Genomic DNA, 25981 nt, shown 5'->3' on the forward strand with positions numbered 1-25981 from the left:
TGGCAAATGTCGAGTGCTTATGCCAGAGCTTTGTCATAAGGCGGAAATGAAACCGCCGCCCCTGGGGGCGGCGGCTGGCAAATTACTGTGCTTTCTGATCAGCAGCAGCTGGAGCCTGGGTTTTCTCATCGGCTTTTGGCGCCGGTTTGATATCGAGCAGTTCAACATCAAACACCAGCGTAGAGTTAGCCGGAATACCCGGCACGCCGTTTTTACCGTAAGCCAGTTGCGGTGGAATGACCAGCTTGATCTTGCCGCCTTTCTTCACGTGCTTCAGGCCTTCAGTCCAGCCAGGGATGACGCCATCCAGACGGAACGACAGCGGCTCGCCACGGGTGTAGGAGTTGTCGAACTCGGTACCATCAATCAGCGTACCTTTGTAGTTCACAACGACAGTATCACTGTCTTTAGGCGCGTCACCGGTGCCTTCTTTCTCAACCTGATAGAGCAGGCCAGATTCGGTTTTCTTCACGCCTTTTTCTTTGGCGAATTTGTCAGCAAAAGCGGTGCCTTTATCGGCGTTCTCTTTCGCGTCTTTTTCCATCTTCGCCTGGGCAGCACCTTTCACGCGGCCTTCAAATGCCTGCAGGGTTTGTTCAATCTCTTCATCAGAGAGTTTGCTCTTACCGCCAAATGCATCCTGAACACCAGCGATCAGCTGTTGTTTGTCCAGTTTGATACCCAGTTTCTCTTGTTCCTTCAGAGAGTTGTCCATGTAGCGACCCAGGGACGCGCCCAGCGCATAGGCTGATTGCTGATCTTCATTTTTGAAGGCAGCATTTTTCGGTGCCTGCGGCGCGGCCTGAGCAGCATCTGCCGGCGCAGTGGTAGCTTCTGCTGCCATTGCCAGCGGCGCGTTCAGCACGACGGCCATAGTGGTAGCTAACAATGTGACTTTAAACAGTGATTTCATCCTTTCTCCAAAACCGAAGCCTCTCGCCCCGGGAATCATTGCGGACTGTGGCCCACACTATAACTTTACGTGGCAGCGGCGAACACTCCCACAACGTAATAATCCGGTCAACCTCTGACCTTTTTTGCATCAGGAAGTTTCATCAGAGATGGTGGCATAATGTCCCCATTCAAGCATCCTGGCCAATTCTGGTGAAAAATCGGGTTATTCTGCAGCAAAAGACTTAGAATCCCGGCCGACACGCGAGAAGCACCGTAATTCGAGGAGTGGTGATGCAACAATCAGAATGGGAGCAACGCCTTGAGGCGCTGGAGAGCAAGCTGGCTTTTCAGGAACACACCATAGATCAACTCAATCAGACGGTGGTTCATCATGAACTGGAGATGAGCAAACTGCGTGAGCAGGTGCGTCTGCTGGTTGATAAGGTTAAGGCCGCCGCGCCATCCATGATTGCGTCGCAATCGGAAGAGACGCCACCCCCGCACTACTAAAGAAAAGGCCACCGCGAGGGTGGCCTTGATTCTTAGTGGTTACAACCGCAACCACCGTGGCCGCCGCAGCCGCCTTTACCGTGTTCATGACCGTGGTCGTGATCATGGTCGTGGTCGTGATCATGGCCGTGCTCACCGTGAACGTGGCCGTGAGCCAGTTCTTCCGGTGTTGCTTCACGAATCGCCACCACTTCCACGTTGAAGTTCAGGTTCTGACCCGCCAGCATGTGGTTACCATCAACCACCACGTGCTCGTCTTCCACTTCGGTAATTTCAACCGGTACCGGACCCTGATCGGTTTCTGCCAGGAAGCGCATGCCAACCTGCAGTTCGTCAACGCCCATAAATACGTCTTTCGGTACACGCTGCACCAGGTTGTCATCATACTGACCGTAAGCGTCGTTTGCCGGGATATGCACGTCAAACTTGTCACCTGGCACATGATTTTCCAGTGCTTTTTCCAGACCAGAAATCAGGGAACCATGGCCGTGCAGATAGTCCAACGGCGCGCTCACCGGTGACTCGTCGACCAACACACCGTCTTCGGTACGAACCTGATACGCCAGGCTCACCACCAGGTCTTTTGCTACTTTCATGATATCTCCTAACCGTTGAGAACTGCGAATCCCGTCTCATTGGTCCATTTTTGCGAGCAAAAACACCAACCAGAAAGGTTCAAGACTGAGGATGCTGACAACGCAATGCCGCATTCTGCTCAGCGTTAATGGCGCCGATTGTAGCGGAATTCAATCCCGCTGTAAGTTTAAGCTTAAAAAAAGCTGCGCCATTGCGCTACTCGGGATGAAAAATGCCGATCACCTGTTCCTGACTGCGAACCTGATCGCGCACCTGCTTATCCGCTTCACGCATCTGATGGCCGCACTTCACGCACTCCACCACATCCACATTGTTTTCACGCCACATCGCCAGCGTGTCTTTCTGCTGACAGTGCGGACATACCGCACCAGCAATAAAACGTTTACGCATACTGTTTCCTGCCCGTCATCAACGGATAAGGTAAGTGTAGTTACTCATCATCCCAGCCATCAAACTGACGTTTTTCATGCTGCATTTCACGCTGGAAGATATCTTCCAGCTCGCGACGCGCCTCACGCACGCGTGAAACCGTTGCGCTGTCCGTCTGATTGGGCACCAGTTCACGCAGCATACGCATATCCAGACGGCGGAAATGATGTTGAGCACGTTGCGCCTGGTGTGGATGCATCCCCAGCGAGATCAGCGCTTTGCGTCCCAACTCCAGCGCACTGGAGAAGGTTTCACGCGAGAACAACGTCACGCCCGCCTGAATCAGTTCATGGGCTTCCACACGACCACGCGCCCGGGCGAGGATCTGCAACTGCGGAAAATGCTGCTGGCAAAGATGCACAATCGTCATGGCATCTTCCGGTTCATTACAGGTGATGACGATGGATTGTGCCGTCGCCGCTCCCGCAGCGCGCAACAGCTCCAGCTCGGTAGCATCACCATAGTAAACCTTGTAGCCATATTTACGCATCAGGCTAACTGCTGAGATATCGCGCTCCAGTACCGTGATACGCTTGTTATTCGCCATCAGCAAACGGCCAACCACCTGGCCGAAACGACCAAAGCCCACCACAATCACCTGCGGCTGATCATCTTCGACAAACGGCTTCTCGCTGTTGTCATCCGGTTCATTAAAGCGACGTGCCAGCAGACGATCAATGCCCTGCATCAACAGCGGTGTGGTCATCATCGACAACGTCACCGTCACCAGCAGCAGCGGCAATTGATCGCCGCTAAACAGCTTTGCCGATGCCGCGGCCGAAAATAGCACGAAGGCAAACTCTCCGCCCTGGCTGAGTACCCCGGCAAACTGCTGACGCTCCGAACTGCGCAGACCATAAACCCGCGCCAGCACATACAGCACCAGAATTTTCACTACCACCAGAATCACCACGCCAAGCACGATTTCGAGGATGTGGGTGTAGAGCACGCCGAGATTCAGCGCCATACCGACGGAGATAAAGAACAGCCCCAGCAGCAGTCCTTTAAAGGGTTCGATCGCCACTTCCAGCTCATGGCGATACTCACTTTCCGCCAGCAGAATACCGGCGATAAAAGTCCCCAGCGCCATCGACAGGCCCAGCGCATCCATAAACAACGCCGAGCCAAGCACCAGCAGTAACGAGGCTGCGGTAAAGACTTCGCGCACGCCGGAGGCAGCAATAAAGCGGAAAATCGGGCGCAGCAGAAAACGGCCACCAATCAGCATCCCGGCGAATGCCAGCACCTTCATGCCGACTTTCAGCCAGTCTACATGACCGCTGTCGCCTCCTCCCGCCAGCAGCGGCACCAGCGCCAACGCCGGGATCACCGCTAAATCCTGGAACAGCAGCACCGAGAAACCCAGCTGCCCGGCTTCGCTGCGATTCATGCCTTTATCACGCATTAATTGCAGTGCCATCGCCGTCGAGGACATTGCCAGGCCGATACCGCCAATCACTGCCGCCTGCCAGGAGAAATCGGTCAGCCATAGCAGCACCCCGAGAATCGCCGCAGAGATCAACACCTGAGCCGCACCCACACCAAAAATCGACCGCCGCAGCGCCCAGAGTTTCGCCGGGTTCAGTTCCAGGCCGATGATAAACATCAGGAATACGACGCCGAGTTCAGAGAAGTGCAGAATCTCGTCCACGTCGCTGATAAAACCCAATCCCCACGGCCCGATGGCAATACCTGCCAGCAGATAACCCAGCACCGCGCCGATGCCCAGTCGTGCCGCAATCGGGACGATCAGCACCGCCGCCACCAGATAGATGACACCGGCCGTAAGCAGCGTTTGTCCTTCCATTACACACCTCCCTGCGGCAGCGGTGACGAGAGCCAGTCGCTGTAAGCCTGGGCAAAATGACGCAATACCTCCGGCGTCTGGCGTCGCGCCCAGTAGATCACCATCGGCGTCATCCAATGCATACGGCACATCTGCGCCGTCAGCTCAAACGGACGCATGATGTCGCTCATCGGGTAACGATTGAGGCCATGCTGATGATAGGCGGTTTCCGGCTCGCCGGTGGTGACGACGCTGCGCCAGTATTTCCCCTCCAGCGCATTGCCATCTACGCCACTGGCGAAGCCGCGAGACAGCACCCGGTCCAGCCACTCTTTCAGCAGTGCCGGGCAGCTGTAGGTATACAGTGGATGCTGGAAAACCACGATTTGATGTTCGCGCAGCAGTTGTTGCTCGTAGTGAATATCAATAAAGAAATCCGGATAGTGGGCGTATAAATCGTGTACCGTGACGTGGTCCAGTTCCATAGCCGACTGCAGCAAAACCCGATTGGCAATCGAATCCTGTGATTCCGGATGGGCGTAAAGCAGCAGGATTTTGGGTGGCTGCGACATCGTTCCCCTCCAAAGCAAAGCATCGTCACAGCGCAGGAATTCCGCTACCATGCTCGACGCAACTAAACAGTTCATCTAATTATGTTGCCAGTAAATTAACATATTCTGACGATACGGCGCTTATGATTGTCTTTTCCTCGTTACAAATTCGCCGCGGCACCAACGTGCTGCTGGATAACGCTACCGCAACCATCAACCCCGGCCAGAAAGTGGGTCTGGTGGGCAAAAACGGCTGCGGCAAATCCACGCTGTTGTCGCTGCTCAAAGGTGAAATGAGCAGTGATGCCGGTAGCGCCACCTTCCCTGGTAACTGGGCGCTGGCCTGGGTCAATCAGGAAACCCCAGCGCTCAGTAAAGCCGCGCTGGAATATGTTATCGACGGCGACCGCGAATATCGCCAGCTGGAATCTGAATTAGCCGATGCCAACGCACGTAACGATGGCAACGCTATCGCGCTGCTGCACGGTAAACTGGATGCGATCCAGGCATGGAGTATCCCGGCACGCGCCTCCAGCTTGCTGCACGGTCTCGGCTTCTCCCAGGAGCAGCTCCAGCGTCCGGTGAGCGACTTCTCCGGCGGCTGGCGCATGCGTCTTAACCTCGCGCAGGCGCTGGTGTGTCGTTCTGATTTACTGCTGCTCGATGAACCGACTAACCACCTCGACCTCGATGCGGTGATCTGGCTGGAACGCTGGTTAAAAAGCTACGAAGGCACGCTGATCCTGATTTCGCATGACCGCGACTTCCTCGATCCGGTGGTGGATAAGATCATCCACATCGAACAACAGACGATGTTTGAATACACCGGCAACTACAGTTCGTTCGAGCGTCAGCGCGTCGCCAAACTGGCGCAGCAGCAGGCGCTGTATCAAAGCCAGCAGGAGAAAGTGGCGCACCTGCAAAGCTATATCGATCGTTTCCGCGCCCAGGCCACCAAAGCGAAGCAGGCGCAGAGCCGCATCAAGATGCTGGAGCGCATGGAACTGATTGCGCCCGCGCACGTCGATAACCCATTCAGCTTCAGCTTCCGTGCACCAGAAAGCCTGCCCAATCCCCTGCTGAAAATGGAGAAAGTGACCGCAGGCTACGGTGAACGCATCATTCTCGACGCCATCAAACTTAACCTGGTACCCGGCTCACGTATTGGCCTGCTGGGGCGCAACGGCGCGGGTAAATCCACCTTAATCAAACTGCTGGCAGGCGAGTTAACCCCACTGGCGGGTGAAATTGGGCTGGCGAAAGGGATCAAGCTGGGTTACTTCGCCCAGCACCAGCTGGAATTCCTGCGTGCCGACGAGTCGCCGTTGCAGCATCTGGCGCGCCTTGCGCCGAAAACGCTGGAGCAGCAGTTGCGTGATTACCTCGGCGGCTTTGGCTTCCAGGGCGATAAAGTCAGCGAAGTGACTGAGCGTTTCTCCGGTGGTGAAAAAGCGCGTCTGGTGCTGGCGTTGATTGTCTGGCAGCGTCCGAACCTGTTGCTGCTTGATGAACCAACGAACCACCTCGATCTCGATATGCGCCAGGCATTAACCGAGGCGCTGATTGATTTTGAAGGTGCGCTGGTGGTGGTCTCGCATGACCGCCATTTGCTGCGCGCCACTACCGATGATTTGTACCTGGTACACGATCGCAAAGTGGATATCTTCGAAGGGGATCTTGAGGATTATCAGCAGTGGCTGAGCGACCTGCAAAAACAGCAGGCGCAGCAGGATGCCGCACCAAAGCAGGAAAGCGGCAACAGCGCCCAGGCCCGTAAAGATCAGAAGCGTCGTGATGCGGAACTGCGCGCACAGACGCAGCCACTACGCAAAGAGATTGAGAAACTCGAAAAACAGATGACGAAGTGGCAGAGCCAGCTGAGCGAAGCCGAGCAGCTGCTGTCCGACAGCGCTATTTACGACCAAAACCGCAAAGCGGATCTGACTGTCGCGCTGCAACGTCAGGCGGAGAGTAAATCGGCGCTGGAAGAAGCGGAAATGGCCTGGCTGGATGCCCAGGAACAGCTGGAGCAGATGCTGGCTGCGCCATAACAGTGCATTCCGTCGTGGCACGATTAATCGTGCCACGACGGGCGTTTTAAACTGGTTTATCGCCTAGCACGGTGGCCCGATGCATCACCCGGCGCGCCGGAGAATAATCCGCATTGGCATAATGCTGCGTCACGCGGTTATCCCAAATCGCCACATCATTTTCCTGCCAACGCCAGCGCACCTGAAACTCAGGTTTGGTAATGTGCGCAAACAGGAAACCGAGCAGCGCCGCACTCTCCTTCTCGCTTAGCCCAACCAGCCGCGTGGTGAATCCTTCGTTGACGAACAACGCCTTGCGACCGCTGACCGGATGGGTACGGATCACCGGATGCAGCACCGTCGGGTGCTTCGCCACTGCCTGCTGCCAGCGCTGATGTTCTTCAGCCGTTTTGCGATATTTAAATTCCTGGAATGCTTTTTTGAAGTCATGCTCCGCCTGCAATCCTGCCAGCAGCGTTTTAAACGGTTCGGATAACGCTTCATACGCCGCAATCCCGCTGGCCCACAGCGTATCGCCGCCGCTTTCCGGCAGCAATTTGGCCGCCAGAATGGCGATCGCCGGAGGGGTCTCGATAAAGGTCACATCGGTGTGCCAGTTATCGCTATCGGGTGGGTTGCCCTGATGCGTATCCAGCACGATGATCTCCTCCACTCCGGTGGCATGCGGATAGACCGGGTGGATATGTAAATCACCAAAGCGCACTGCCAGCGCGCGCTGCTGCTCGGGCGTGATCACCTGATGACGCAGGAACAACACCTGATGGCGCAGCAGGCCATGGTAAAGCTGTTCAAATTGCGCATCGCTCAGCGGGCGGCTGAGATCGACATCACTCACCTGCGCACCGATATACGGCCCCAGCGCGCTGAAAGTCACACGTTCGTTCATTGCTGTTCTCCATTCCAGGGCGTCAGACGGCGCTGCAAGGCGCGCAGACCCAGTTCTAAACTAAAAGCGATCAACGCAATCACCGCGATGCCCGCCAGCACCACATCCGTTGCCAGGAACTCGCCCGCCGATTGCACCATAAAGCCCAGCCCACGGGTGGCAGCAATCAGTTCGGCTGCCACCAGCGTTGACCAGCCGACGCCGAGACCAATACGCAAGCCAGTGAGGATTTCCGGTAACGCGCCCGGCAGAATCACCCAGCGCAGCAATTGCCAGCGCGTAGCCCCAAGCGCCTGTGCCGCACGGATACGTACCTGCTGAGCGTTCTTCACGCCCGCCAGCGTCGATAAGGTGACAGGCGCGAAGATCGCCAGGTAAATCAGTAAGATTTTTGAGGTTTCACCGATGCCGAACCAGATCACCATCAGCGGCAGATAAGCCAGCGGCGGCACCGGTCGATAGAGTTCAATCAGCGGATCAAGCAGGCCACGAATCGACGGGCTCAGTCCCATGGCGATCCCTACCGGAATGCCAATCAGCGCCGCGAAGAACAGCGCCACCAGCATCCGCGTCAGGCTGGCACCGAGATGCTGCCACAGCGTGGCATCCATAAAGCCTTGTGGACCGGCAATCAGCAGCAGCTTTTTCAGCACCAGCTGCGGTGGCGGCAGAAACAGCGGCGCAATCAAGCCCAGCGCCGTTACCCCCCACCACACCAGCAGCAGCACCGCCACACTTAACAGGCTCAGGGACAGCTGACGCGAAAAGGGCCAGCGCAGATTCCGGCGGCGTGCCGCACGCGCTTTATCATCAATTAACGCACTCATGCGAACACCTCCCGCTGAGCAAACACCTGGTTCAGCACGTATTCGCGCCGTTCAATAAATGCGGGATCGGATTTGATACTGCGGCAGGGCTCACCGTCGGCAAAACGCTGCCCAAAATCGAGCTTCAGTCGTTCCACTACTCGCCCAGGCCCTGGCGACAGCAGTACCAGTTCACTGGCGAGAAACACCGCTTCTTCAATGTCGTGAGTAATCAGCAGGATCTGTTTGCCGGTATCGCGCCACAGCGTCAGCAGCAGGGTTTGCATCTGCTCACGGGTAAAAGCATCGAGCGCGCCAAAGGGTTCATCTAACAGCAGCAGCTGAGGATCAGCCGCCAGCGCACGCGCAATCCCCACGCGCTGACGTTGACCCCCAGAGAGCTGCCAGATAAAACGCTTTTCCGCTCCTTCCAGCCCCACTTTGCCCAGCAGGCGCCGGGCGATGCCATGACGATCGGCCTTTGCCATCCCAGCCAGTTGCAAACCGAAGGCGACGTTGTCGATCACATTGCGCCACGGCAGCAACCCTTCGTTCTGAAACACCACGCCGCGTTCGGCACCCGGCCCGTTCACCGGTTTGCCATCCAGCGTGATGCTGCCGGATTCCAGCGGCAGAAAACCGGCGATCAGATTGAGTAACGTGGTTTTGCCACACCCGGACGGTCCCAGCACCACCAACAGTTCACGCTGTTCCAGTTGCAGGTTGATGTCCTGCAACGCAGGTTGTCCGGCGTAACGCGCATTAAGATGAGTGATGCTAAGCATCGGAGCCTCCGGTTATTTCACTAAGGGAGCAACGAAACGGGTGGTGACAAAGCCGCTGTAATCACTGGCCGCATCCGGCACCTTGCCCTGCTCTTTCAGGAAATGCGCGGTATCGACAATCGCCTGATTGACGGGCTTACCAAGCTGCTCAACCTGCTGCTGGGCAGTGAGATAGGTGTTGCCCTGCACCAGCCCCGGTACCTGAGCTTCCGGCACCCCGCTCAGGCGCGACAGCTTGCTCAGGTTGTCCGACTGTTGCAGCCACTGTTGCGGGTTATCGATATAGGCTTTCTGCGCCTCCAGCGCGCTGCGGGCAAACGCCGTAACGATATCCGGGTGCTGCTGTGCAAAGTCTTTACGCACCACCCAGACATCCAGCGTCGGCGCGCCCCATTTGCCGACCTGTGAGGAGTCGGTCAGCACTTTGCCATCCTTTTCCAGTTCATTGACCGCCGGTGCCCAGACGTAAGCGCCGTCAATATCGCCACGCTGCCAGGCGGCAATTATTGCGGGCGGTTGCAGGTTAACCAGCTGCACATCGGTGGGTTTGATGCCCCAGTGCTTCAATGCGGCCAGCAGGCTGTAATGGGTGGTGGAGATAAAAGGGACGGCGATACGTTTGCCGATCAGGTCTTTGGGATTGCTGATGGATTTCTTCACCACCAGCGCCTCGGAATTACCGAGCTGCGATGCTAACAGGAAGGCTTCAATTGGCAGTTGCTGTGTGGCGGCCACCGCCAGCGGACTGGAGCCGATATTGCCAATCTGCACGTCGCCGGAGGCCAGGGCGCGCAGCACGCTGGCCCCGCTATCGAACTTTCGCCAGTCAACGCTGGCTCCACTCTCTTTGGCAAAGGTGTTATCGGCCTGTGCCACCTTGGCCGGTTCCGCGGAGGTCTGATACGCCACCGTGACGCTAACCGCCTCGGCCTGGAAGGTCAGCAACGCCAGCGCTGCGGCTAACGTGGTTATGGTTTTCTTCACTGCCATCATTTTGCACCCCAATATTTTTATGTTGGGTGCAGTGTCGCCAGCAGCAATGGTTTCATAAAGGAATTAAAAATTATCCCTAATGAAAATCGGTTCTTAGATCAACATCGGGCAAGGCTATGCGCAAACAGCAAAAAGGCGCGTTGCCGCGCCTCGGGTTTACTCAGTGCCAAATCAACAGCACACAGGCGGCAGTCAAAATCCCCATCGCCAGGTTAAAGATTTTCCACGCCCGTGGGCTGCGCAGCAGACGGCCGATGATCGAACCAAACCCCATCCAGATCATCCCGGAGACCACGTTGACCAGCGCCATACCAATGCTGATGGCCACCACGGAATGCAGATAGGCGGCCCCGGCCAGGCTAAAGCTGGCAACCGCACCCAGCGCCATCAGCCAGGCTTTCGGGTTAATCAGTTGCAGCAACCCTCCCTGCCAGAACGGCGTGGGTACCGGAGGTGCCACATCCGTGTCCAGCGTCTCATACTCGGCGGTAGCAATTTTCCACGCCAGCCACAACAGATAGAGGCTACCGGCAATTTTAAGAACCAGATGAAGGGAAGGATAGAGTAGGATGAGACTACCCACGCCAAAGGCCACCATCAGCAGCATCACCTGCATACCGATCATGATGCCGATTAACAACGAGAAGGTACGCAGAAAGCCAAAGTTGGCAGCGGAGGCGGTAAGTAACATATTATTAGCCCCTGGCGTGATCGCAGCGACCCAGAGAAAGCCCAGCATTGATAAAAACAGACTTAGTTCCATGTTGATTCGGGTGCTCCTCACCCAGGAAAGCCAAAAACCCATCGAAACTATCAGCGAGATATGCATCAGACAAGCGTTTACCACAGTAATTTTGATTCTCCTCCCGGCGAGACCTTCGTCCCGCTGAGTGGCTTTCGCAATCCGCATCTGCAAACCCTGCTCCCGCGCCTGCTGCGCCGGCGTGTCACCCTGCGTCCGCACTGGCAGCGTCTTGATTTGCCGGATGGTGATTTCGTCGATCTCGCGTGGAGTGAAGATCCGGTGCAGGCCGCCCATAAACCGCGCATGGTCCTGTTTCACGGCTTAGAGGGAAGTTTCCACAGCCCCTATGCCCACGGGTTGATGCAGGCATGTCAGGCGCATGGCTGGCTGGCAGTGGTGATGCACTTCCGTGGTTGCAGTGGCGAACCCAATCGCCTGCATCGTATTTACCATTCCGGCGAAACGGAAGACGCGAGCTATTTCCTGCGCTGGTTAAGGCGTGAATGGGGCACAGTGCCAACCACTGCAGTGGGCGTCTCGCTCGGCGCGAATATGCTGGCGTGCCTCGCTGGGATGGAGGGCAGTGATGCGCCTTTTGATGCCGCCGTCGCTATCTCGGCACCGCTGCTGCTGGAGCCGTGCAGCCAGAAACTGGAGAACGGTTTCTCACGCTTTTATCAGCATTATTTGCTGACGCAGCTGAAAAAAAATGCGAAGCGCAAGCTGCGCGCCTGGCCCGGTACCTTGCCGGTGGATTTACGCCAGCTACGCACCCTGCGGCGTCTGCGCGACTTTGACGATGCCGTCACCTCACGGGCGCACGGTTTTATCGATGCGGGAGACTATTATCACCGCGCCAGCGCCATGCCGCACTTAATCAATGTCCGTAAGCCGCTGCTGATCATTCACGCCAAAGACGATCCCTTTATGACTGACGCAGTTATCCCGCAACCGGAGCAGCTGTCCTCGTCAATTGAATACCAATTGACGCAGCAAGGCGGCCACGTTGGCTTTGTCGGCGGGACATTGCTGCGCCCGCAAATGTGGCTGGAGCAACGCGTGCCACAATGGCTATCAACTTATCTGGATATGTGATCGTGATTATACCGTGGCAACAACTCGCCCCCGAAACGCTGGAAAACCTGATTGAAGCCTTTGTATTACGCGAAGGCACCGACTACGGTGAACAGGAGCGCAGTCTGGCGCAGAAGGTCGCCGATGTGCGCCGCCAGCTGGAACGTGGCGAGGCGGTACTGGTGTGGTCTGAACTGCACGAAACCGTCAATATCATGGCGCGCGGTGAATTTCGCGGCTAATGCACATCCCGGCATTTCGTGCTAACAATGCTCATCGCCGGACTTCACAGGGAGCTTTGTCATGTCAGCCAGGCATCCAGTTATCGCCGTTACCGGTTCCAGCGGGGCCGGAACCACTACCACCAGCCTTGCCTTCCGGAAAATTTTCCAGCAGCTGGATCTGCACGCCGCAGAAGTGGAAGGCGACAGTTTCCATCGTTATACGCGTCCAGAGATGGACATGGCGATCCGCAAAGCGCGCGATCTGGGCCGTCATATCAGCTACTTCGGACCGGAGGCCAACGATTTTGGCCTGCTGGAGCAAACCTTCAGACAATACGGCCAATCCGGTCTCGGGCAGTCGCGCAAATATCTTCACACCTATGATGAAGCCGTGCCGTGGAATCAGGTTCCTGGCACCTTTACGCCCTGGCAACCGCTGCCGGAAAACACGGATGTGCTGTTTTATGAGGGTTTGCACGGCGGCGTCGTGACGCAGCAACACAATGTGGCCGAACATGTGGATTTGTTGGTCGGCGTGGTGCCGATTGTGAACCTCGAGTGGATTCAGAAGTTGATCCGCGACACCAGCGAACGCGGCCATTCGCGCGAAGCGGTGATGGACTCGGTGGTACGTTCGATGGAGGATTACATCAACTTCATCACGCCACAGTTTTCGCGCACCCATATCAACTTCCAGCGCGTACCCACCGTTGATACCTCAAATCCGTTTGCCGCGCGTGAGATTCCGTCGCTGGATGAAAGCTTTGTGGTGATCCATTTTCGTGGGCTGGAAGGTATTGCCTTTCCTTACCTGCTGGCGATGATTCAGGATTCCTTTATCTCGCATATGAACACCCTGGTGGTACCGGGTGGCAAAATGGGGCTGGCGATGGAGTTGATTATGACACCGCTGGTGCAACGGCTGATTGAAGGTAAACGGATTGAATAATCCGTCATTTCCGTAGCGCCGCGATTTATCGCGCCGCTACGTTCGTGCTATAGCTCGATAACCTCATAACTGTGGGTGATGTCGACGCCTTTGCCCAGCATGATCGCCACCGAGCAATATTTCTCTGCCGACAAATCCACCGCACGCGCCACCGCTTTATCGCCCAGCGCTTTGCCGCTGACAATAAAATGCAGATTGATGTGTGTAAAAATCCGCGGCGCTTCTTCACGACGTTCAGAGGTGAGTTTCACCTCGCAATCGGTCACTTCATTGCGCCCTTTTTGCAGGATAGACACCACGTCAATCGCGCTGCAACCACCCGCCGCCATCAGCACCATCTCCATCGGACTCGGTGCTTTATCACCCGAGTTCCCATCCATTAATACCTGATGACCCGATGAGGATTCTCCGAGAAAGGTAAGCCCCTCCACCCATTTGACTCGTGCCTGCATTATTCTTTCTCCTGACCAAGCTGATTTGCCGCCAGAGTACGCTTTCACCTGAGAAACAGCAATCCAGACTAATCGCCCTTTTGCTGAAGCGAGACAACAGAAGACAGCTAGCAAAAGCTGTGCTACAAACAGAGCTGAAAATATTTTCGTCGTAATAGACGAAGGCGGGAAGAATCAGAAGCCTGGCTTAAGAGTCCACCCGAATAATTTCCTTTACTGGAAGCGCTCTACGATTTCACCGCCTGACAGGGAAAATTGCCCCCTGTGTTTTGGGCACGATTACAACAGAGGATAATAGCGAATGGTTCTCGGCAAACCGCAAACAGACCCTACACTCGAATGGTTCCTGTCCCATTGCCATATTCACAAATATCCATCCAAAAGCACCCTGATTCACCAGGGTGAAAAAGCGGAAACGCTCTACTACATCGTGAAAGGTGCCGTTGCGGTACTGATTAAAGATGAAGAAGGCAAAGAGATGATTCTCTCCTACCTCAATCAGGGGGATTTCATCGGCGAGCTTGGCCTGTTTGAAGAAGGTCAGGAACGCAGTGCCTGGGTACGAGCAAAAACTGCCTGCGAAGTGGCTGAAATTTCCTACAAAAAATTCCGTCAGCTGATTCAGGTAAACCCGGATATTTTAATGCGTCTTTCGGCGCAGATGGCACGTCGCCTGCAGGTGACATCAGAAAAAGTCGGCAACCTTGCCTTCCTTGATGTGACCGGTCGCATTGCGCAGACGCTGCTCAATCTGGCCAAACAGCCGGATGCCATGACCCACCCGGACGGGATGCAGATCAAAATCACCCGTCAGGAAATTGGTCAGATCGTTGGCTGCTCACGCGAGACAGTTGGCCGTATTCTGAAAATGCTGGAAGATCAAAACCTGATCTCCGCACATGGTAAAACCATCGTCGTTTACGGCACCCGCTAATTCCTTCTCACCCACGGCGTGATGGTCACATCGCGCCGTTTTTGTCTACGATGAGCTGATGTGGCGTCGAATCATCTATCATCCCGAAGTTAATTATGCCCTGCGGCAAACGCTGGTGCTTTGCCTGCCCGTGGCTCTCGGCTGGCTGTTTGGTGACCTGCAAAAAGGTTTGCTGTTCTCGCTGGTTCCCGCCTGCTGCAATATCGCGGGTCTGGATACACCACATAAACGTTTCTTTAAACGCCTGATTGTCGGCGGATCCCTGTTTGCCACCGGCAGCTTTCTGATTCAGTGGTTGACGGATTACCATGTTCCTTTGCCGCTGATTATGCTGGCTCTGCCGCTGCTGGTGGGCGTCACCGGCGAAATCAGTCCATTGCATGGCCGTTTGCTGCCCGGCACCCTTATCGCCGCCATCTTCACCCTCAGCCTCGCAGGACGCATGCCGATATGGGTACCGCCGCTGCTGTATATCGGCGGCACGCTGTGGTACGGGCTGTTTAACTGGCTCTGGTTCTGGCTGTGGAAAGAACAGCCGATGCGTGAAACCCTCAGCCTGCTGTATCGCGAGCTGGCGGATTATTGCGATGCCAAATATACCCTGCTGACGCAGCTGACCGATCCGGAAAAAGCGCTACCCCCACTGCTGGCCCGGCAGCAAAAAGCGGTTGACCTGATCACCACCTGTTATCAGCAAATGCATATGCTGTCTGCCAGCCGTAACAACAGCCATAAACGTCTGACGCGTGCCTTCCAGGTGGCACTCGATCTCCAGGAGCACATCTCGGTCAGCCTGCATCAGCCTGAAGAAGTGCAAAAACTGGTGGAGCAGAGCCATGCTGAAGCAGTGATCCGCTGGAATGCGAAGACCATATCGGCACGGCTGCGGCTGTTGGCCGATGCTATCCTCTATCACCAGTTGCCGGAGCGCTTTCATATGGAGAAGCAGCTCGGGGCGCTGGAAAAGATTGCGCGCCAGCACCCGGATAATCCGGTCGGTAATTTTTGCCTGTACCATTTCAGTCGGATAGCCCGCGTCCTGCGCACGCAGAAACCGCTTTATACCCGTGACCTGATGGCCGACCGCCAGCGACGTTTGCCGTTTTTTCCGGCGCTGCGCAGTTACCTGTCGCTAAAGTCCCCGGCGTTACGTACCGCAGCGCGTTTTGCCGTAATGCTGATGTTTGGCAGCGCGCTGGCGTTGTTCTTTAACATCCCCAAACCCTACTGGATTCTGATGACCACCATGTTCGTCAGCCAGAACGGCTACAGCGCCACTCGCGTACGTATCCAGCACCGTGCCCTCGGCACCTTCGCCGGGCTATTGATCGCGGCTGCCTCGCTGCGTTTTGCCGTGCCGGAATCTATCACCCTGCTGTTTATGCTGGCGATCACCCTCGCCAGCTATCTGGTGACGCGTAAATATTACGGCTGGTCGATGATTGGCTTTACGGTAACGGCGGTGTACTCGCTTCAGTTGCTGTCGCTCAACGGCGCACAGTTCCTGCTGCCGCGCATGATGGATACGCTGATGGGATGCCTGATTGCCTTTGGCGGCATGATTTGGCTGTGGCCACAGTGGCAGAGTGGCTTGCTCCGTAAGAACGCACATGACGCGCTGGAGGCTGACCAGGAAGCGTTGCAGCTGCTGCTCGGGCCGGAGCAGTCGCCGGAGAAGCTGGCGTACCAGCGCATTAAGGTTAACCAGGCACACAACGCCATGTTTAACTCGCTCAATCAGGCGATGACCGAACCGGGTTTTAACCCACAGTATCTGAAAGATATGCGCTTATGGGTGACGCACAGCCAGTTTATTGTCGAACACATCAACGCCATGACGATTCTGGCGCGCGAGCACACCATGCTGACGCCAAAGCTCGCCGAGAAGTATCTGCAATCCTGCGAAATCGCGTTGCAGCGTTGTCAGCAGCGGCTGGAATATGACGGGCCGGGCAACGACAGCAACGTGCTGGAAGCGCCGGAAAATATTAATGAGGGTGCGGTGACCATTGTTGAGCAGCATGTGAAGCGGATTCTGCAACACCTTAACGTGATGCACACCATCTCTTCACTGGCGTGGAGCCAGCGACCGCATCATGGTCGCTGGCTGATGGGCCTGCGGGTAAAAAACTGAATTACGCCGCCAGTACCTTCTCTACCGCCACGGCAAAGCGCGCCATCCCTTCTTCGATATCGGTCGGCTCAATCACCAGCGACGGAACAAAACGGATCACATCGGTACCGGCTGTCAGGATCATCAAACCTTCCGCCGCAGCGGCATGCAGGATATCGCGTGCTTTGCTGGCGTGCTGCGGCTTCAGCGCTGCACCAATCAGCAGGCCTTTTCCACGGATGTCACTGAACAGATCAAACTTGCTATCCAGCGCTTTCAGCGCCGCGACAAACTGCTGACGACGAGCTTCGACACCGTCCAGCACTTCAGGCGTGTTGATGATATCCAGCGCCGTTTCGGCAATCGCACAGGCCAGCGGGTTACCGCCATAAGTGGTGCCGTGCACGCCAGGTGCCATCACTGAAGCGATTTCATTGGTAGTCAGCATGGCGCTCACCGGGAAACCACCGCCCAGCGCTTTCGCCGTGGTGATAATGTCCGGGGTGATGCCATAGTGTTCGTAAGCAAACAGTTTGCCACTGCGTCCCATGCCGCTCTGCACTTCATCCAACACCAGCAGCGCCTTGTATTCATCGCATAAGGCACGCAAACCCTGCATAAATTCCGGGGTAGCCGGCATCACGCCGCCTTCGCCCTGAATCGGCTCGACCACGATGGCGCAGGTGTGATCATCAATTACCGCTTTTACCGCCGCCAGGTCGTTGTAAGGCACATGCACGATATCCGCCGGTTTTGGGCCAAAACCATCGGAGTATTTTGGCTGGCCGCCAACCGAGACGGTAAACAGCGTGCGTCCATGAAACGCATTGTGGAAGGCGATGATTTTGCTTTTGAACGGGCTATGTTTTTTGCAGGCGTAATAACGCGCCAGTTTGAACGCGGCTTCGTTAGCTTCCGCACCGGAGTTGCCAAAGAACACGCGCTCGGCAAAGGTGGCCGCAATCAGTTTGCTTGCCAGGCGCAGCGCCGGTTCATTGGTAAATACGTTGCTGGTGTGCCACAGGGTTTCGCCCTGGGTTTTCAGCGTTTCCACCAGCGCCGGATGGCAATGGCCGAGCGCAGTCACTGCGATGCCGCCGGAAAAATCGATATATTCTTTGCCCTGCTGATCCCAGACTCGGCTACCCTTGCCTTTAACCGGCACAAACTGCGCAGGTGCATAAACAGGCAAAATTACGTTATCGAACGTTTCCCGGGTTACCGCTAGTTTTTCTGCTGCCATTGCCGACCTCATCGGGTTATTTGTTGAGTTGACGTGAAATTATAATCACAAAATATGCATAAAAAATCACACAAAGGCAAACACAACTTAAGGCCGCAGGAAATTTGCCAGCAGCTGATGTCCCTGTTCACTGAGAATACTTTCCGGATGGAACTGTACCCCTTCCAGTGGCAGCGTTTTATGACGGAACCCCATAATTTCATCAGGCTCCCCCTCGCGCAGGCTCCAGGCCGTGACCTCAAACGCGTCAGGCAGAGAATCCCGCGCCACAATCAGCGAATGGTAACGGGTCACGGTGAGAGGATTGTTCAGCCCGCGAAACACACCGCTATCGTTATGGCGAATCGCTGACGTTTTGCCATGCATTACCTGACGCGCACGCACCACCTGGGCACCATAAGCCTGAGCAATCGCCTGATGACCGAGGCACACACCAAGGATCGGCAGACGACCGGCAAAATGGCGGATGGCCGCCAGCGAGATACCGGACTGGTCCGGCGTACAGGGGCCAGGAGAAATCACCAGATGGCTCAGGGGGAGCGCATCCATCTCGTCCAGGGTGATGGCATCATTGCGCACCACCCTGACGTCAGCGCCCAGCTGGCAGAAATACTGGTAGAGATTCCAGGTGAAGGAGTCGTAATTATCAATTAGCAGCAGCATAGCGCCCTCAGGCCGGTAAAACCGCCGCCATTCTACGCATTTTAACGGGCGGGACTTACCACTTTCGCAAATTGCGCGCTGAGCGCGGTTAAATCGCCCTCGACGGCATCGCGAATCGCCGCACGCCAGCTATCACGGTCCAGCTTATCCCACGTCAGCAGATAACCGGCATGTAACGCCAGCTGCTCGAAGAAGATACGCTGGGTTCGACCATTACCGGCCCGGAACGGGTGCAGCACATAGATCTCGCAATAGTAATGTGCAAGGCGCGCGACAAACTCATCCTGCGCCAGATGGGCCAGTCCTTCTTCATCCGCCAGCGCGCTCATCAGGCTGTTGCCTTCTTTCTCGATATAAGCGCAGTGGCAATAAGGGGTGTCATCGCGCCAGATATCGACCGTGCGCAACTCACCGGCCCAGCTGTAGAGATCCTGAAACAGCGTGCGATGAATATGACATAGCCATGGCATACCGCTGTTGCGCGGAGCCAGTTCCAGCGTGGCGAGTCGCGCAGCACTGAACGCCAGCTCAGCTTTGCGTAACTGTGCACTATCGTGAATATCCAGACGGTTTTTCAGCACGCTATCGTTGTGCCACAGATAGGGATCGCGTACCGCCAGAGTGTTATCCGCCATATTGCCTCCTTAGCGAGGTCAGCCGGGCTGAAGCCTGTTCAGGCGTGATCGCGGCTTCGTTCAGCGCATAACCCGCCAGACGGCAGCTGGCCTGATAACTGGCAGCACGGCGTTGTTGCCACAGCGTGGCTTTCTGTTTGTCGGTCAGTTTGCTGGTCATAGAGCCTCCGGCAAGCAATTTGCCCTAAGTATAAGCAGCAAATATTCGCTTTGCCGGAGAGCGGCAGGACGCGCCATCACGAAATGACGCGCCGATAAATCAGGGCAGGATTTTCGCGGAAAGGATAACGATCGGTTTTGACGGCACATTCTGGTACGGACCCACATCTTTGGTCGGCACCTGAGCCATCTTATCGGCCACATCCATTCCTTTCACAACTTTACCAAATACCGCGTAGCCGAAATCACGCTGACCGTGATCGAGGAAGGCATTGTCGGCGACATTAATAAAGAACTGGCTGGTCGCACTGTCTTTTTCTGCGGTACGCGCCATCGCGATGGTGCCACGCAGGTTACGCAGGCCGTTGTCCGCCTCGTTTTTAATCGGTGCGTTGGTTTGCTTCTGCTGCATATCGGTAGTGAAGCCACCACCCTGCACCATAAAACCAGGGATCACACGATGGAAAATCGTGTTGTTGTAGAAACCGTTATTGACGTAATCAACAAAGTTTTTCACCGAAACCGGGGCTTTCTGTGCATTCAATTCGAGTTCGATATTGCCCGCAGAGGTGGTGAGCAGAACATGGGGATCGCCTTTCGCCGCCAGGGCGGAAGCGGAAATAGATGAGAGCGCTAACAGGGCTACGGCCGCTGTCAAAGTACGTTTAAACATGAAAGATTCCTTACCATGGAGAGCCAGCTCAAAAACGAGATTGATTGTAAAGAGCATGTAATACAAGAGCCAGCGTTTTACTTATATTTACGCGGCGACGGTAAATGTCCCCAATCCCGCGCCACGCAATCATTTGCGTGACCTGAATCACACTATTAATGAAATCTGATAACCATATTTCACTCTTTGTTTATTAAGGTCACAGTTGCATTTACAATTCATGACACTTTTTGCCAACTTCGGTGCTCAAAACAGGTTCCCAACATGACAAACCGTAATCGCATTGGCCTTACCTGGATTAGCTTTTTCTCATATGCGCTGACTGGCGCATTGGTGATTGTGACCGGGATGGTGCTGGACAATATCGCGCAATATTTCCAGTTACCCATCTCAGAAATGAGCAACACTTTTACCTTCCTCAATACCGGCATTCTGGTGGCCGTCTTTCTGAACGCCTGGTTAATGGTGATTGTGCCGTTAAAACGTCAGCTGATATTTGGCTTTGTGCTGATGGTGCTGGCGGTAGTTGGCCTGATGACCAGCCACAACCTGTCCGTGTTCTCGCTGTGCATGTTTGTGCTCGGCGTGGTGAGCGGCATTACCATGTCAATCGGTACCTTCCTGATTACCCATCTGTATGATGGCCGTCAGCGCGGTTCACGTCTGCTGTTTACTGACTCCTTCTTCAGTATGGCTGGTACGGTGTTTCCCATCATTGCGGGTATTTTGCTGGCGCGTGCTCTGCCGTGGTACTGGGTCTATGCCTGCATTGGTGTGATTTACCTCGCCATCTTCGTGCTGGCGCTGTGCGTGGAATTCCCGGTGCTGAAAAACAACAGCGAAACCCAGGCGGCGGAGAAAGAAAAATGGGGTATCGGCGTACTCTTCCTGTCGATTGCCGCACTGTGCTACATCCTCGGTCAGCTCGGTTTCATCTCCTGGGTGCCGGAATATGCCACCAAAACCATGGGTATGGATATCGCGGCTGCGGGCCAGCTGGTGGGGAATTTCTGGACAGCCTATATGGTGGGCATGTGGGTATTCAGCTTCCTGCTGCGCTTCTTTGATCTGCAACGCATCCTGATGGTGTTGGCAGCCATTGCCACCGTGCTGATGTACTGGTTTGTCAGCACCAGTGACGCCAATATGCTGCACTGGATCATCATGACGCTCGGTTTCAGCTCCAGCGCCATCTACACCACCATCATTACCCTCGGTTCGCTGCAAACCAAAGCGTCCTCACCGAAGCTGGTTAACTTTATCCTGACCTGCGGTACGGTTGGCACCATGCTGACTTTTGTCGTCACCGGCCCGATTGTGGCAAAAGGAGGCGCGCATGCCGCACTGGCAACGTCGAACGGCTTGTATGCCGTGGTGTTCGTGATGTGTGTGTTACTCGGCTTTGTCACCAAACATCGCCAGCACGGTCATATCACCCACTAAGATTGATGGGCGGACGTCAGTCCGCCCTGCTCCTTAACGCCGGAAGGTGACCGCTTCCGCCTCCTGCAAATAGATTTCACTTCGCGCTGGCTCCGTTGCCGCCACCAGTTCCCCTTTTCTCAACGAATAACGCACCGGTACCTGACGCCGCACCGCATCAAAGCCGCTGTCTGCCGGCAGAATAATCAGGCTGGCATCTTTGCCCGGTTCGATACCGTAATGCGTCAGCTGCAGGGTTTTGGCGCTATGGGTAGTGATCAGCTGCAATCCCGCGTCAATCTGTTCATACCCCATCAGCTGGCAAACGTGCAGCCCCATATGCAGCACCTGCAACATGTTGGCGGTGCCCAGTGGATACCAGGGATCAAACACATCATCGTGACCGAAGCAGACATTGATATTGGCCTCCAGCATCTCCTTTACCCGGGTAATGCCGCGTCGTTTCGGATAGCTGTCAAAGCGGCCCTGCAAATGAATATTCACCAGCGGGTTGGCAACAAAGTTAATCTTCGACAGACGCAGCAGGCGGAATAAACGCGAGGTGTAGGCGTTGTTATACGAATGCATCGCCGTGGTATGGCTGGCGGTAACGCGTTCGCCCATGCCCTCTCGATGGGCCAGTGCCGCCACGGTTTCCACAAAGCGCGACTGTTCATCATCGATTTCGTCACAGTGCACATCCACCAGCCGGTCATAACGATTCGCCAACGCAAAGGCTTTATGTAACGACTCGACGCCATACTCACGGGTAAATTCGTAATGGGGGATCGCGCCCACCACATCGGCACCGAGGCGCAGCGCCTCTTCCAGCAGAGCTTCTCCGTTGGGATATGACAGGATGCCTTCCTGCGGAAAGGCAACAATCTGGATATCAATCCACGGTGCCATCTCCGCCTTCACTTCCAGCATGGCTTTCAGCGCAGTGAGCGTAGGATCGGAGACATCCACATGGGTACGGACATGCTGGATACCGTTGGCGATTTGCCACTTCAGCGTCTGTTTCGCACGCTGTTTCACATCTTCATGGCTGAGCAACGCTTTACGCTCAGCCCAGCGCTCAATGCCCTCAAACAGCGTACCAGACTGATTCCAGGCCGGTTCCCCAGCGGTTTGCGTGGTATCAAGATGGATATGCGGTTCAATAAAGGGAGCGCTTGCCAGCCCACCTTCCGCATCCAGCACCCCTTCCTGCACGCTACAGGCTGCCGACTGGGGCACCACGCGGGTAATTTTTCCCTGTTCGATTTCGATTTGCCACAGCCCATCCCGCCCCGCTAAGCGCAGGTTGTTGATCCACTTCAGTGATGTCGTCGCCATGCCATTCTCCCGTTGAAACACAACGTCTTAAGCTAGCACGAACCTGACGTCGCTACGAATGTGTTCAGAATCAGTGACATACCTCAAAATAGGTATATGAAGACGCATTTGATATGCATCAATAAGCCCCTGAACGCGCGCGTTAAGGTAGCCTCAGATATTTTAATTTTGAGGCAAGCATGAGCAAACACAACGTCGTCATTATTGGCAACGGCATGGTTGGCCACCGCTTTATTGAAGAACTGATCGACAAGGCCGAACCCGGCCAGTTTGCGATCACCGTTTTTTGCGAAGAGCCGCGGGTCGCTTACGACCGTGTCCACCTGTCCGCCTATTTTTCCCATCACACCGCAGAAGAACTTTCGCTGGTGCGCGAAGGTTACTATGAAAAACATCAGGTCAATCTGCTGTTGGGTGAACGCGCCATCACCATCAATCGTGATGAAAAACTGATTCACTCCAATACCGGCCGGGCGGTGCATTACGACACGCTGATTTTCGCGACCGGCTCTTATCCATGGATCCCACCGATTCAGGGTTCGGAAGGCAGCGACTGTTTTGTCTATCGCACCATTGAAGACCTTAACGCGATTGAAGCCTGTGCGCGTCGCAGCCAACGCGGTGCGGTGATTGGCGGCGGTCTGCTCGGGCTGGAAGCCGCAGGGGCGCTGAAAAATCTCGGCATTGAAACCCATGTGATCGAGTTCGCACCGGTCCTGATGGCAGAGCAGCTCGACGCCCAGGGTGGCGTACAACTGCGTCGCAAGATTGAGCAGATGGGTGTGTATGTACATACGGCAAAAAACACCCGGCAAATTGTCCATCACAGCAAAGGCGGTAAAACCCTGCAATTCGCCGATGACAGCACGCTGGATGTGGATTTTATTGTGTTCTCCACCGGTATTCGCCCACAGGACCAGCTGGCGAAGCAATGCGGCCTGCCACTCGGCCCGCGTGGGGGCATCGCCATTGATGACCGCTGCCAAACCAGCGATCCGGCCATTTTCGCCATTGGTGAGTGTGCCGCCTGGCAGAACCGGACTTTTGGTCTGGTGGCTCCCGGTTACAAAATGGCGCAGGTCGCCAGCGATACCTTAGTCGGCCGCGATAATATCTTTGCCGGTGCGGATATGAGCGCCAAGCTAAAACTGCTGGGTGTGGATGTCGGCGGCATTGGTGATGCCCACGGACGGACGCCTGGCGCACGTAGCTATGTCTGGCTCGATGAACAACGATCCATTTACAAGCGTCTGATCGTCAGTGAAGACAACAAAACGCTGCTCGGCGCGGTACTGGTGGGCGACACCAGCGACTACGGTAACCTGTTGCAGCTGGCGCTGAATAAAATCACCCTGCCGGAACGGCCGGAGTTGCTGATCCTGCCCGCAGGCAGCGGCGAGAAGCCGTCGATCGGCGTTGATGCATTGCCGGAAAGCGCGCAAATCTGCTCCTGCTTCGATGTCAGCAAGGGCGATATCGTCAACGCCGTGAAGAATGGCTGCCACACCGTCGCGGCACTGAAAGCTGAAACCCGCGCGGGTACGGGCTGTGGCGGTTGTATTCCGTTGATTACGCAGGTGCTGAATGCGGAACTGAGCCGTCAGGGTATCGAGGTGAACAACCATCTGTGCGCCCACTTCCCTTATTCACGTCAGGAGCTGTATCACCTGATTCGGGTTGAAGAGATCAAATCGTTCGATGCGCTGCTGGCGAAATACGGCCAGGGTTATGGTTGCGAAGTGTGTAAACCGACTGTCGGTTCGCTGCTGGCCTCCTGCTGGAACGAACACATTCTCAAGCCTCAACACACGCCGTTGCAGGACAGCAACGATCTGTTCCTCGGCAACATCCAGAAAGACGGCACCTATTCGGTGATCCCACGCTCTGCAGGCGGCGAAATCAGCCCGGAAGGGTTGATGGCCATCGGCGCAGTAGCACGCCAGTATAATCTCTACACCAAAATCACCGGTTCGCAGCGTATCGGCCTGTTTGGCGCGCAACGCGATGACCTGCCCGCCATCTGGTCACAGCTGATTGCCGCTGGCTTTGAAACCGGCCATGCCTATGCCAAAGCGTTGCGCATGGCGAAAACCTGCGTCGGCAGTACCTGGTGTCGCTACGGTGTCGGTGACAGCCTTGGTTTCGGCATCGAACTGGAAAACCGCTACAAAGGCATCCGCACCCCACACAAGATGAAGTTTGGGGTCTCTGGTTGTACGCGTGAATGCGCCGAAGCGCAGGGTAAAGACGTTGGCGTGATCGCCACCGAAAAAGGCTGGAACCTGTATGTCTGCGGCAACGGCGGGATGAAACCACGTCATGCCGATCTGCTGGCTGCCGACCTCGATCACGACACGCTGCTGCACTATCTCGACCGTTTTATGATGTTCTACATCCGCACTGGTGACCGCCTGCAACGTACCTCCGTCTGGCTGGAAAGCATGGAGGGCGGCATCGATTACCTGCGCAAAGTGATTGTGGATGACAAACTCGGTCTGAACAGCCAGCTGGAGAGCGAACTGGCGCGCCTGCGTGACCTGGCAGAGTGCGAATGGGCGGCAACCATTAACGATCCACAGCAGCAGAGCCATTTCCCCACCTTTATCAACAGCCCGCAGCGTGACCCGCTGATACAGAATATCAACGTCCGCGATCAGCATCGCCCGGCGCGTCCCGCCGAACGTATTGACGTCACCCTGATTGAGGAGACCAACGTATGAGCCAGTGGAATTCCGTCTGCGAACTGAACCAGATTCTGCCCGCCACCGGCGTATGCGCCCTGGTTCAGGGACAGCAAATTGCCATCTTCCGTCCCAGAGAGGATGAGCAACTCTACGCCCTGAGCAATATCGACCCCTTCGCCGAGGCCAGCGTGCTATCACGCGGCATTATCGCCGAGCATCAGCAGGCATTGTGGGTTGCCAGCCCGCTGAAAAAGCAACGCTTCCGTCTGAGCGACGGTCTCTGCCTTGAGGATGCCTCACGTTCAGTAGCGAGCTACCCGGTGCGCGTCAGTAATGGCCATGTGGAAGTGTGCGCCTGACTGATTTTTAACTTTATGAGATATTT

Annotated in this window: 27 protein-coding genes; 10 read left to right on the plus strand and 17 right to left on the minus strand. The window is 55.7% G+C overall.

Annotated features, from left to right (window positions below):
• Positions 1–82: 82 nt before the first annotated feature.
• A complete protein-coding gene (gene fkpA / locus PW844_RS03770; RefSeq protein WP_299447542.1) occupies positions 83–913 on the minus strand; it encodes an FKBP-type peptidyl-prolyl cis-trans isomerase in 831 nt (276 codons plus the stop codon).
• A gap of 272 nt (positions 914–1185) precedes the next feature.
• Between fkpA and PW844_RS03775 the strand changes: the two genes are divergently transcribed.
• The gene (locus tag PW844_RS03775; protein ID WP_299447545.1) at positions 1186–1404 is read left to right on the plus strand and encodes a protein SlyX; all 219 of its coding nucleotides are present in this window, start codon (positions 1186–1188) and stop codon (positions 1402–1404) included.
• Positions 1405–1436: 32 nt separating this feature from the next.
• On the opposite strand, the gene slyD is transcribed toward PW844_RS03775, so the two are convergent.
• The 4 genes from slyD to kefG all read right to left on the minus strand — a co-directional run bounded on the left by slyD (position 1437) and on the right by kefG (position 4788).
• On the minus strand, positions 1437–2000 hold the full coding sequence (gene slyD, locus PW844_RS03780; protein WP_299447548.1) for a peptidylprolyl isomerase: 564 nt from the start codon (positions 1998–2000) through the stop codon (positions 1437–1439).
• A 196-nt stretch (positions 2001–2196) separates the two neighbouring features.
• Positions 2197–2391 (minus strand): YheV family putative zinc ribbon protein, encoded by a 195-nt coding sequence (locus PW844_RS03785; RefSeq protein WP_013510782.1) that lies wholly within the window; start codon positions 2389–2391, stop codon positions 2197–2199.
• A 40-nt stretch (positions 2392–2431) separates the two neighbouring features.
• Complete coding sequence (gene kefB, locus PW844_RS03790; RefSeq protein ID WP_084877371.1) at positions 2432–4237, minus strand: glutathione-regulated potassium-efflux system protein KefB; 1806 nt, start codon at positions 4235–4237, stop codon at positions 2432–2434.
• Positions 4237–4788 (minus strand): glutathione-regulated potassium-efflux system ancillary protein KefG, encoded by a 552-nt coding sequence (gene kefG, locus PW844_RS03795; RefSeq protein ID WP_299447556.1) that lies wholly within the window; start codon positions 4786–4788, stop codon positions 4237–4239. The genes kefB and kefG overlap by 1 nt, the downstream gene beginning before the upstream one ends.
• A gap of 122 nt (positions 4789–4910) precedes the next feature.
• Between kefG and PW844_RS03800 the strand changes: the two genes are divergently transcribed.
• A complete protein-coding gene (locus PW844_RS03800; protein ID WP_299447559.1) occupies positions 4911–6818 on the plus strand; it encodes an ABC transporter ATP-binding protein in 1908 nt (635 codons plus the stop codon).
• Between the two features lie 46 nt (positions 6819–6864).
• On the opposite strand, the gene tauD is transcribed toward PW844_RS03800, so the two are convergent.
• The 5 genes from tauD to PW844_RS03825 form a co-directional block, all read right to left on the minus strand.
• The gene (gene tauD, locus PW844_RS03805) at positions 6865–7704 is read right to left on the minus strand and encodes a taurine dioxygenase (RefSeq protein WP_299447562.1); all 840 of its coding nucleotides are present in this window, start codon (positions 7702–7704) and stop codon (positions 6865–6867) included.
• Positions 7701–8531, minus strand: coding sequence for a taurine ABC transporter permease TauC (tauC, locus tag PW844_RS03810; protein ID WP_299447564.1), 831 nt, complete (start codon positions 8529–8531; stop codon positions 7701–7703). The genes tauD and tauC overlap by 4 nt, the downstream gene beginning before the upstream one ends.
• Positions 8528–9295 carry a taurine ABC transporter ATP-binding subunit gene (gene tauB, locus PW844_RS03815; RefSeq protein WP_299447566.1) on the minus strand — a complete coding sequence of 256 codons (768 nt, stop codon included), beginning with the start codon at positions 9293–9295 and terminating at the stop codon, positions 8528–8530. Before tauB ends, tauC begins: the two co-directional genes overlap by 4 nt.
• Positions 9296–9307: 12 nt before the next feature.
• Positions 9308–10285: a taurine ABC transporter substrate-binding protein gene (tauA, locus tag PW844_RS03820; protein ID WP_299449138.1), complete on the minus strand. Its 978-nt coding sequence runs from the start codon at positions 10283–10285 to the stop codon at positions 9308–9310.
• Positions 10286–10448: 163 nt separating this feature from the next.
• Positions 10449–11051: a LysE family translocator gene (locus PW844_RS03825; protein WP_299447569.1), complete on the minus strand. Its 603-nt coding sequence runs from the start codon at positions 11049–11051 to the stop codon at positions 10449–10451.
• Between the two features lie 60 nt (positions 11052–11111).
• Between PW844_RS03825 and PW844_RS03830 the strand changes: the two genes are divergently transcribed.
• The 3 genes from PW844_RS03830 (at position 11112) to PW844_RS03840 (ending at position 13280) form a co-directional block, all read left to right on the plus strand.
• A complete protein-coding gene (locus tag PW844_RS03830; protein WP_299447572.1) occupies positions 11112–12128 on the plus strand; it encodes a hydrolase in 1017 nt (338 codons plus the stop codon).
• Between the two features lie 2 nt (positions 12129–12130).
• Positions 12131–12349, plus strand: a complete 219-nt coding sequence (locus PW844_RS03835) for a YheU family protein (protein ID WP_299447575.1) — start codon at positions 12131–12133, stop codon at positions 12347–12349.
• 61 nt (positions 12350–12410) lie between these two features.
• On the plus strand, positions 12411–13280 hold the full coding sequence (locus PW844_RS03840) for a phosphoribulokinase (RefSeq protein ID WP_299447578.1): 870 nt from the start codon (positions 12411–12413) through the stop codon (positions 13278–13280).
• A 47-nt stretch (positions 13281–13327) separates the two neighbouring features.
• Here PW844_RS03840 and PW844_RS03845 read toward each other — a convergent pair whose 3' ends face one another.
• Positions 13328–13732: an OsmC family protein gene (locus PW844_RS03845; RefSeq protein WP_299447581.1), complete on the minus strand. Its 405-nt coding sequence runs from the start codon at positions 13730–13732 to the stop codon at positions 13328–13330.
• Positions 13733–14033: 301 nt separating this feature from the next.
• On the opposite strand from PW844_RS03845, the gene crp reads away from it, so the two are divergent.
• Positions 14034–14666, plus strand: a complete 633-nt coding sequence (gene crp / locus PW844_RS03850; RefSeq protein ID WP_013510795.1) for a cAMP-activated global transcriptional regulator CRP — start codon at positions 14034–14036, stop codon at positions 14664–14666.
• Positions 14667–14724: 58 nt separating this feature from the next.
• A complete protein-coding gene (locus PW844_RS03855) occupies positions 14725–16800 on the plus strand; it encodes a YccS/YhfK family putative transporter (protein ID WP_299447586.1) in 2076 nt (691 codons plus the stop codon).
• A gap of 1 nt (position 16801) precedes the next feature.
• Here the strand turns inward: PW844_RS03855 and PW844_RS03860 are convergent, their stop codons facing one another.
• From PW844_RS03860 to ppiA, 5 genes are all read right to left on the minus strand, one after another.
• On the minus strand, positions 16802–18022 hold the full coding sequence (locus PW844_RS03860; protein WP_299447589.1) for an aspartate aminotransferase family protein: 1221 nt from the start codon (positions 18020–18022) through the stop codon (positions 16802–16804).
• A gap of 87 nt (positions 18023–18109) precedes the next feature.
• Complete coding sequence (locus PW844_RS03865; protein WP_208716729.1) at positions 18110–18685, minus strand: aminodeoxychorismate synthase component II; 576 nt, start codon at positions 18683–18685, stop codon at positions 18110–18112.
• Positions 18686–18726: 41 nt separating this feature from the next.
• Entirely contained in the window at positions 18727–19320 is a 594-nt protein-coding gene (locus tag PW844_RS03870; RefSeq protein WP_299447596.1) for a putative adenosine monophosphate-protein transferase Fic, read from the minus strand.
• Complete coding sequence (locus PW844_RS03875; RefSeq protein ID WP_299447599.1) at positions 19310–19480, minus strand: YhfG family protein; 171 nt, start codon at positions 19478–19480, stop codon at positions 19310–19312. Before PW844_RS03875 ends, PW844_RS03870 begins: the two co-directional genes overlap by 11 nt.
• Before the next feature lie 99 nt (positions 19481–19579).
• The gene (gene ppiA / locus PW844_RS03880; RefSeq protein WP_299447602.1) at positions 19580–20152 is read right to left on the minus strand and encodes a peptidylprolyl isomerase A; all 573 of its coding nucleotides are present in this window, start codon (positions 20150–20152) and stop codon (positions 19580–19582) included.
• Positions 20153–20416: 264 nt separating this feature from the next.
• On the opposite strand from ppiA, the gene tsgA reads away from it, so the two are divergent.
• Positions 20417–21595 carry an MFS transporter TsgA gene (gene tsgA, locus PW844_RS03885; RefSeq protein ID WP_299447605.1) on the plus strand — a complete coding sequence of 393 codons (1179 nt, stop codon included), beginning with the start codon at positions 20417–20419 and terminating at the stop codon, positions 21593–21595.
• 33 nt (positions 21596–21628) lie between these two features.
• On the opposite strand, the gene PW844_RS03890 is transcribed toward tsgA, so the two are convergent.
• Positions 21629–22912, minus strand: a complete 1284-nt coding sequence (locus PW844_RS03890; protein ID WP_299447607.1) for a cytosine deaminase — start codon at positions 22910–22912, stop codon at positions 21629–21631.
• Positions 22913–23091: 179 nt separating this feature from the next.
• Between PW844_RS03890 and nirB the strand changes: the two genes are divergently transcribed.
• Both nirB and nirD read left to right on the plus strand, forming a co-directional pair.
• On the plus strand, positions 23092–25632 hold the full coding sequence (nirB, locus tag PW844_RS03895; protein ID WP_299447609.1) for a nitrite reductase large subunit NirB: 2541 nt from the start codon (positions 23092–23094) through the stop codon (positions 25630–25632).
• On the plus strand, positions 25629–25955 hold the full coding sequence (gene nirD, locus PW844_RS03900; RefSeq protein WP_299447610.1) for a nitrite reductase small subunit NirD: 327 nt from the start codon (positions 25629–25631) through the stop codon (positions 25953–25955). The genes nirB and nirD overlap by 4 nt, the downstream gene beginning before the upstream one ends.
• Positions 25956–25981: the final 26 nt, after the last annotated feature.

It is taken from the genome of Pantoea sp., from assembly GCF_028283705.1.
Lineage (GTDB): Bacteria > Pseudomonadota > Gammaproteobacteria > Enterobacterales > Enterobacteriaceae > Pantoea.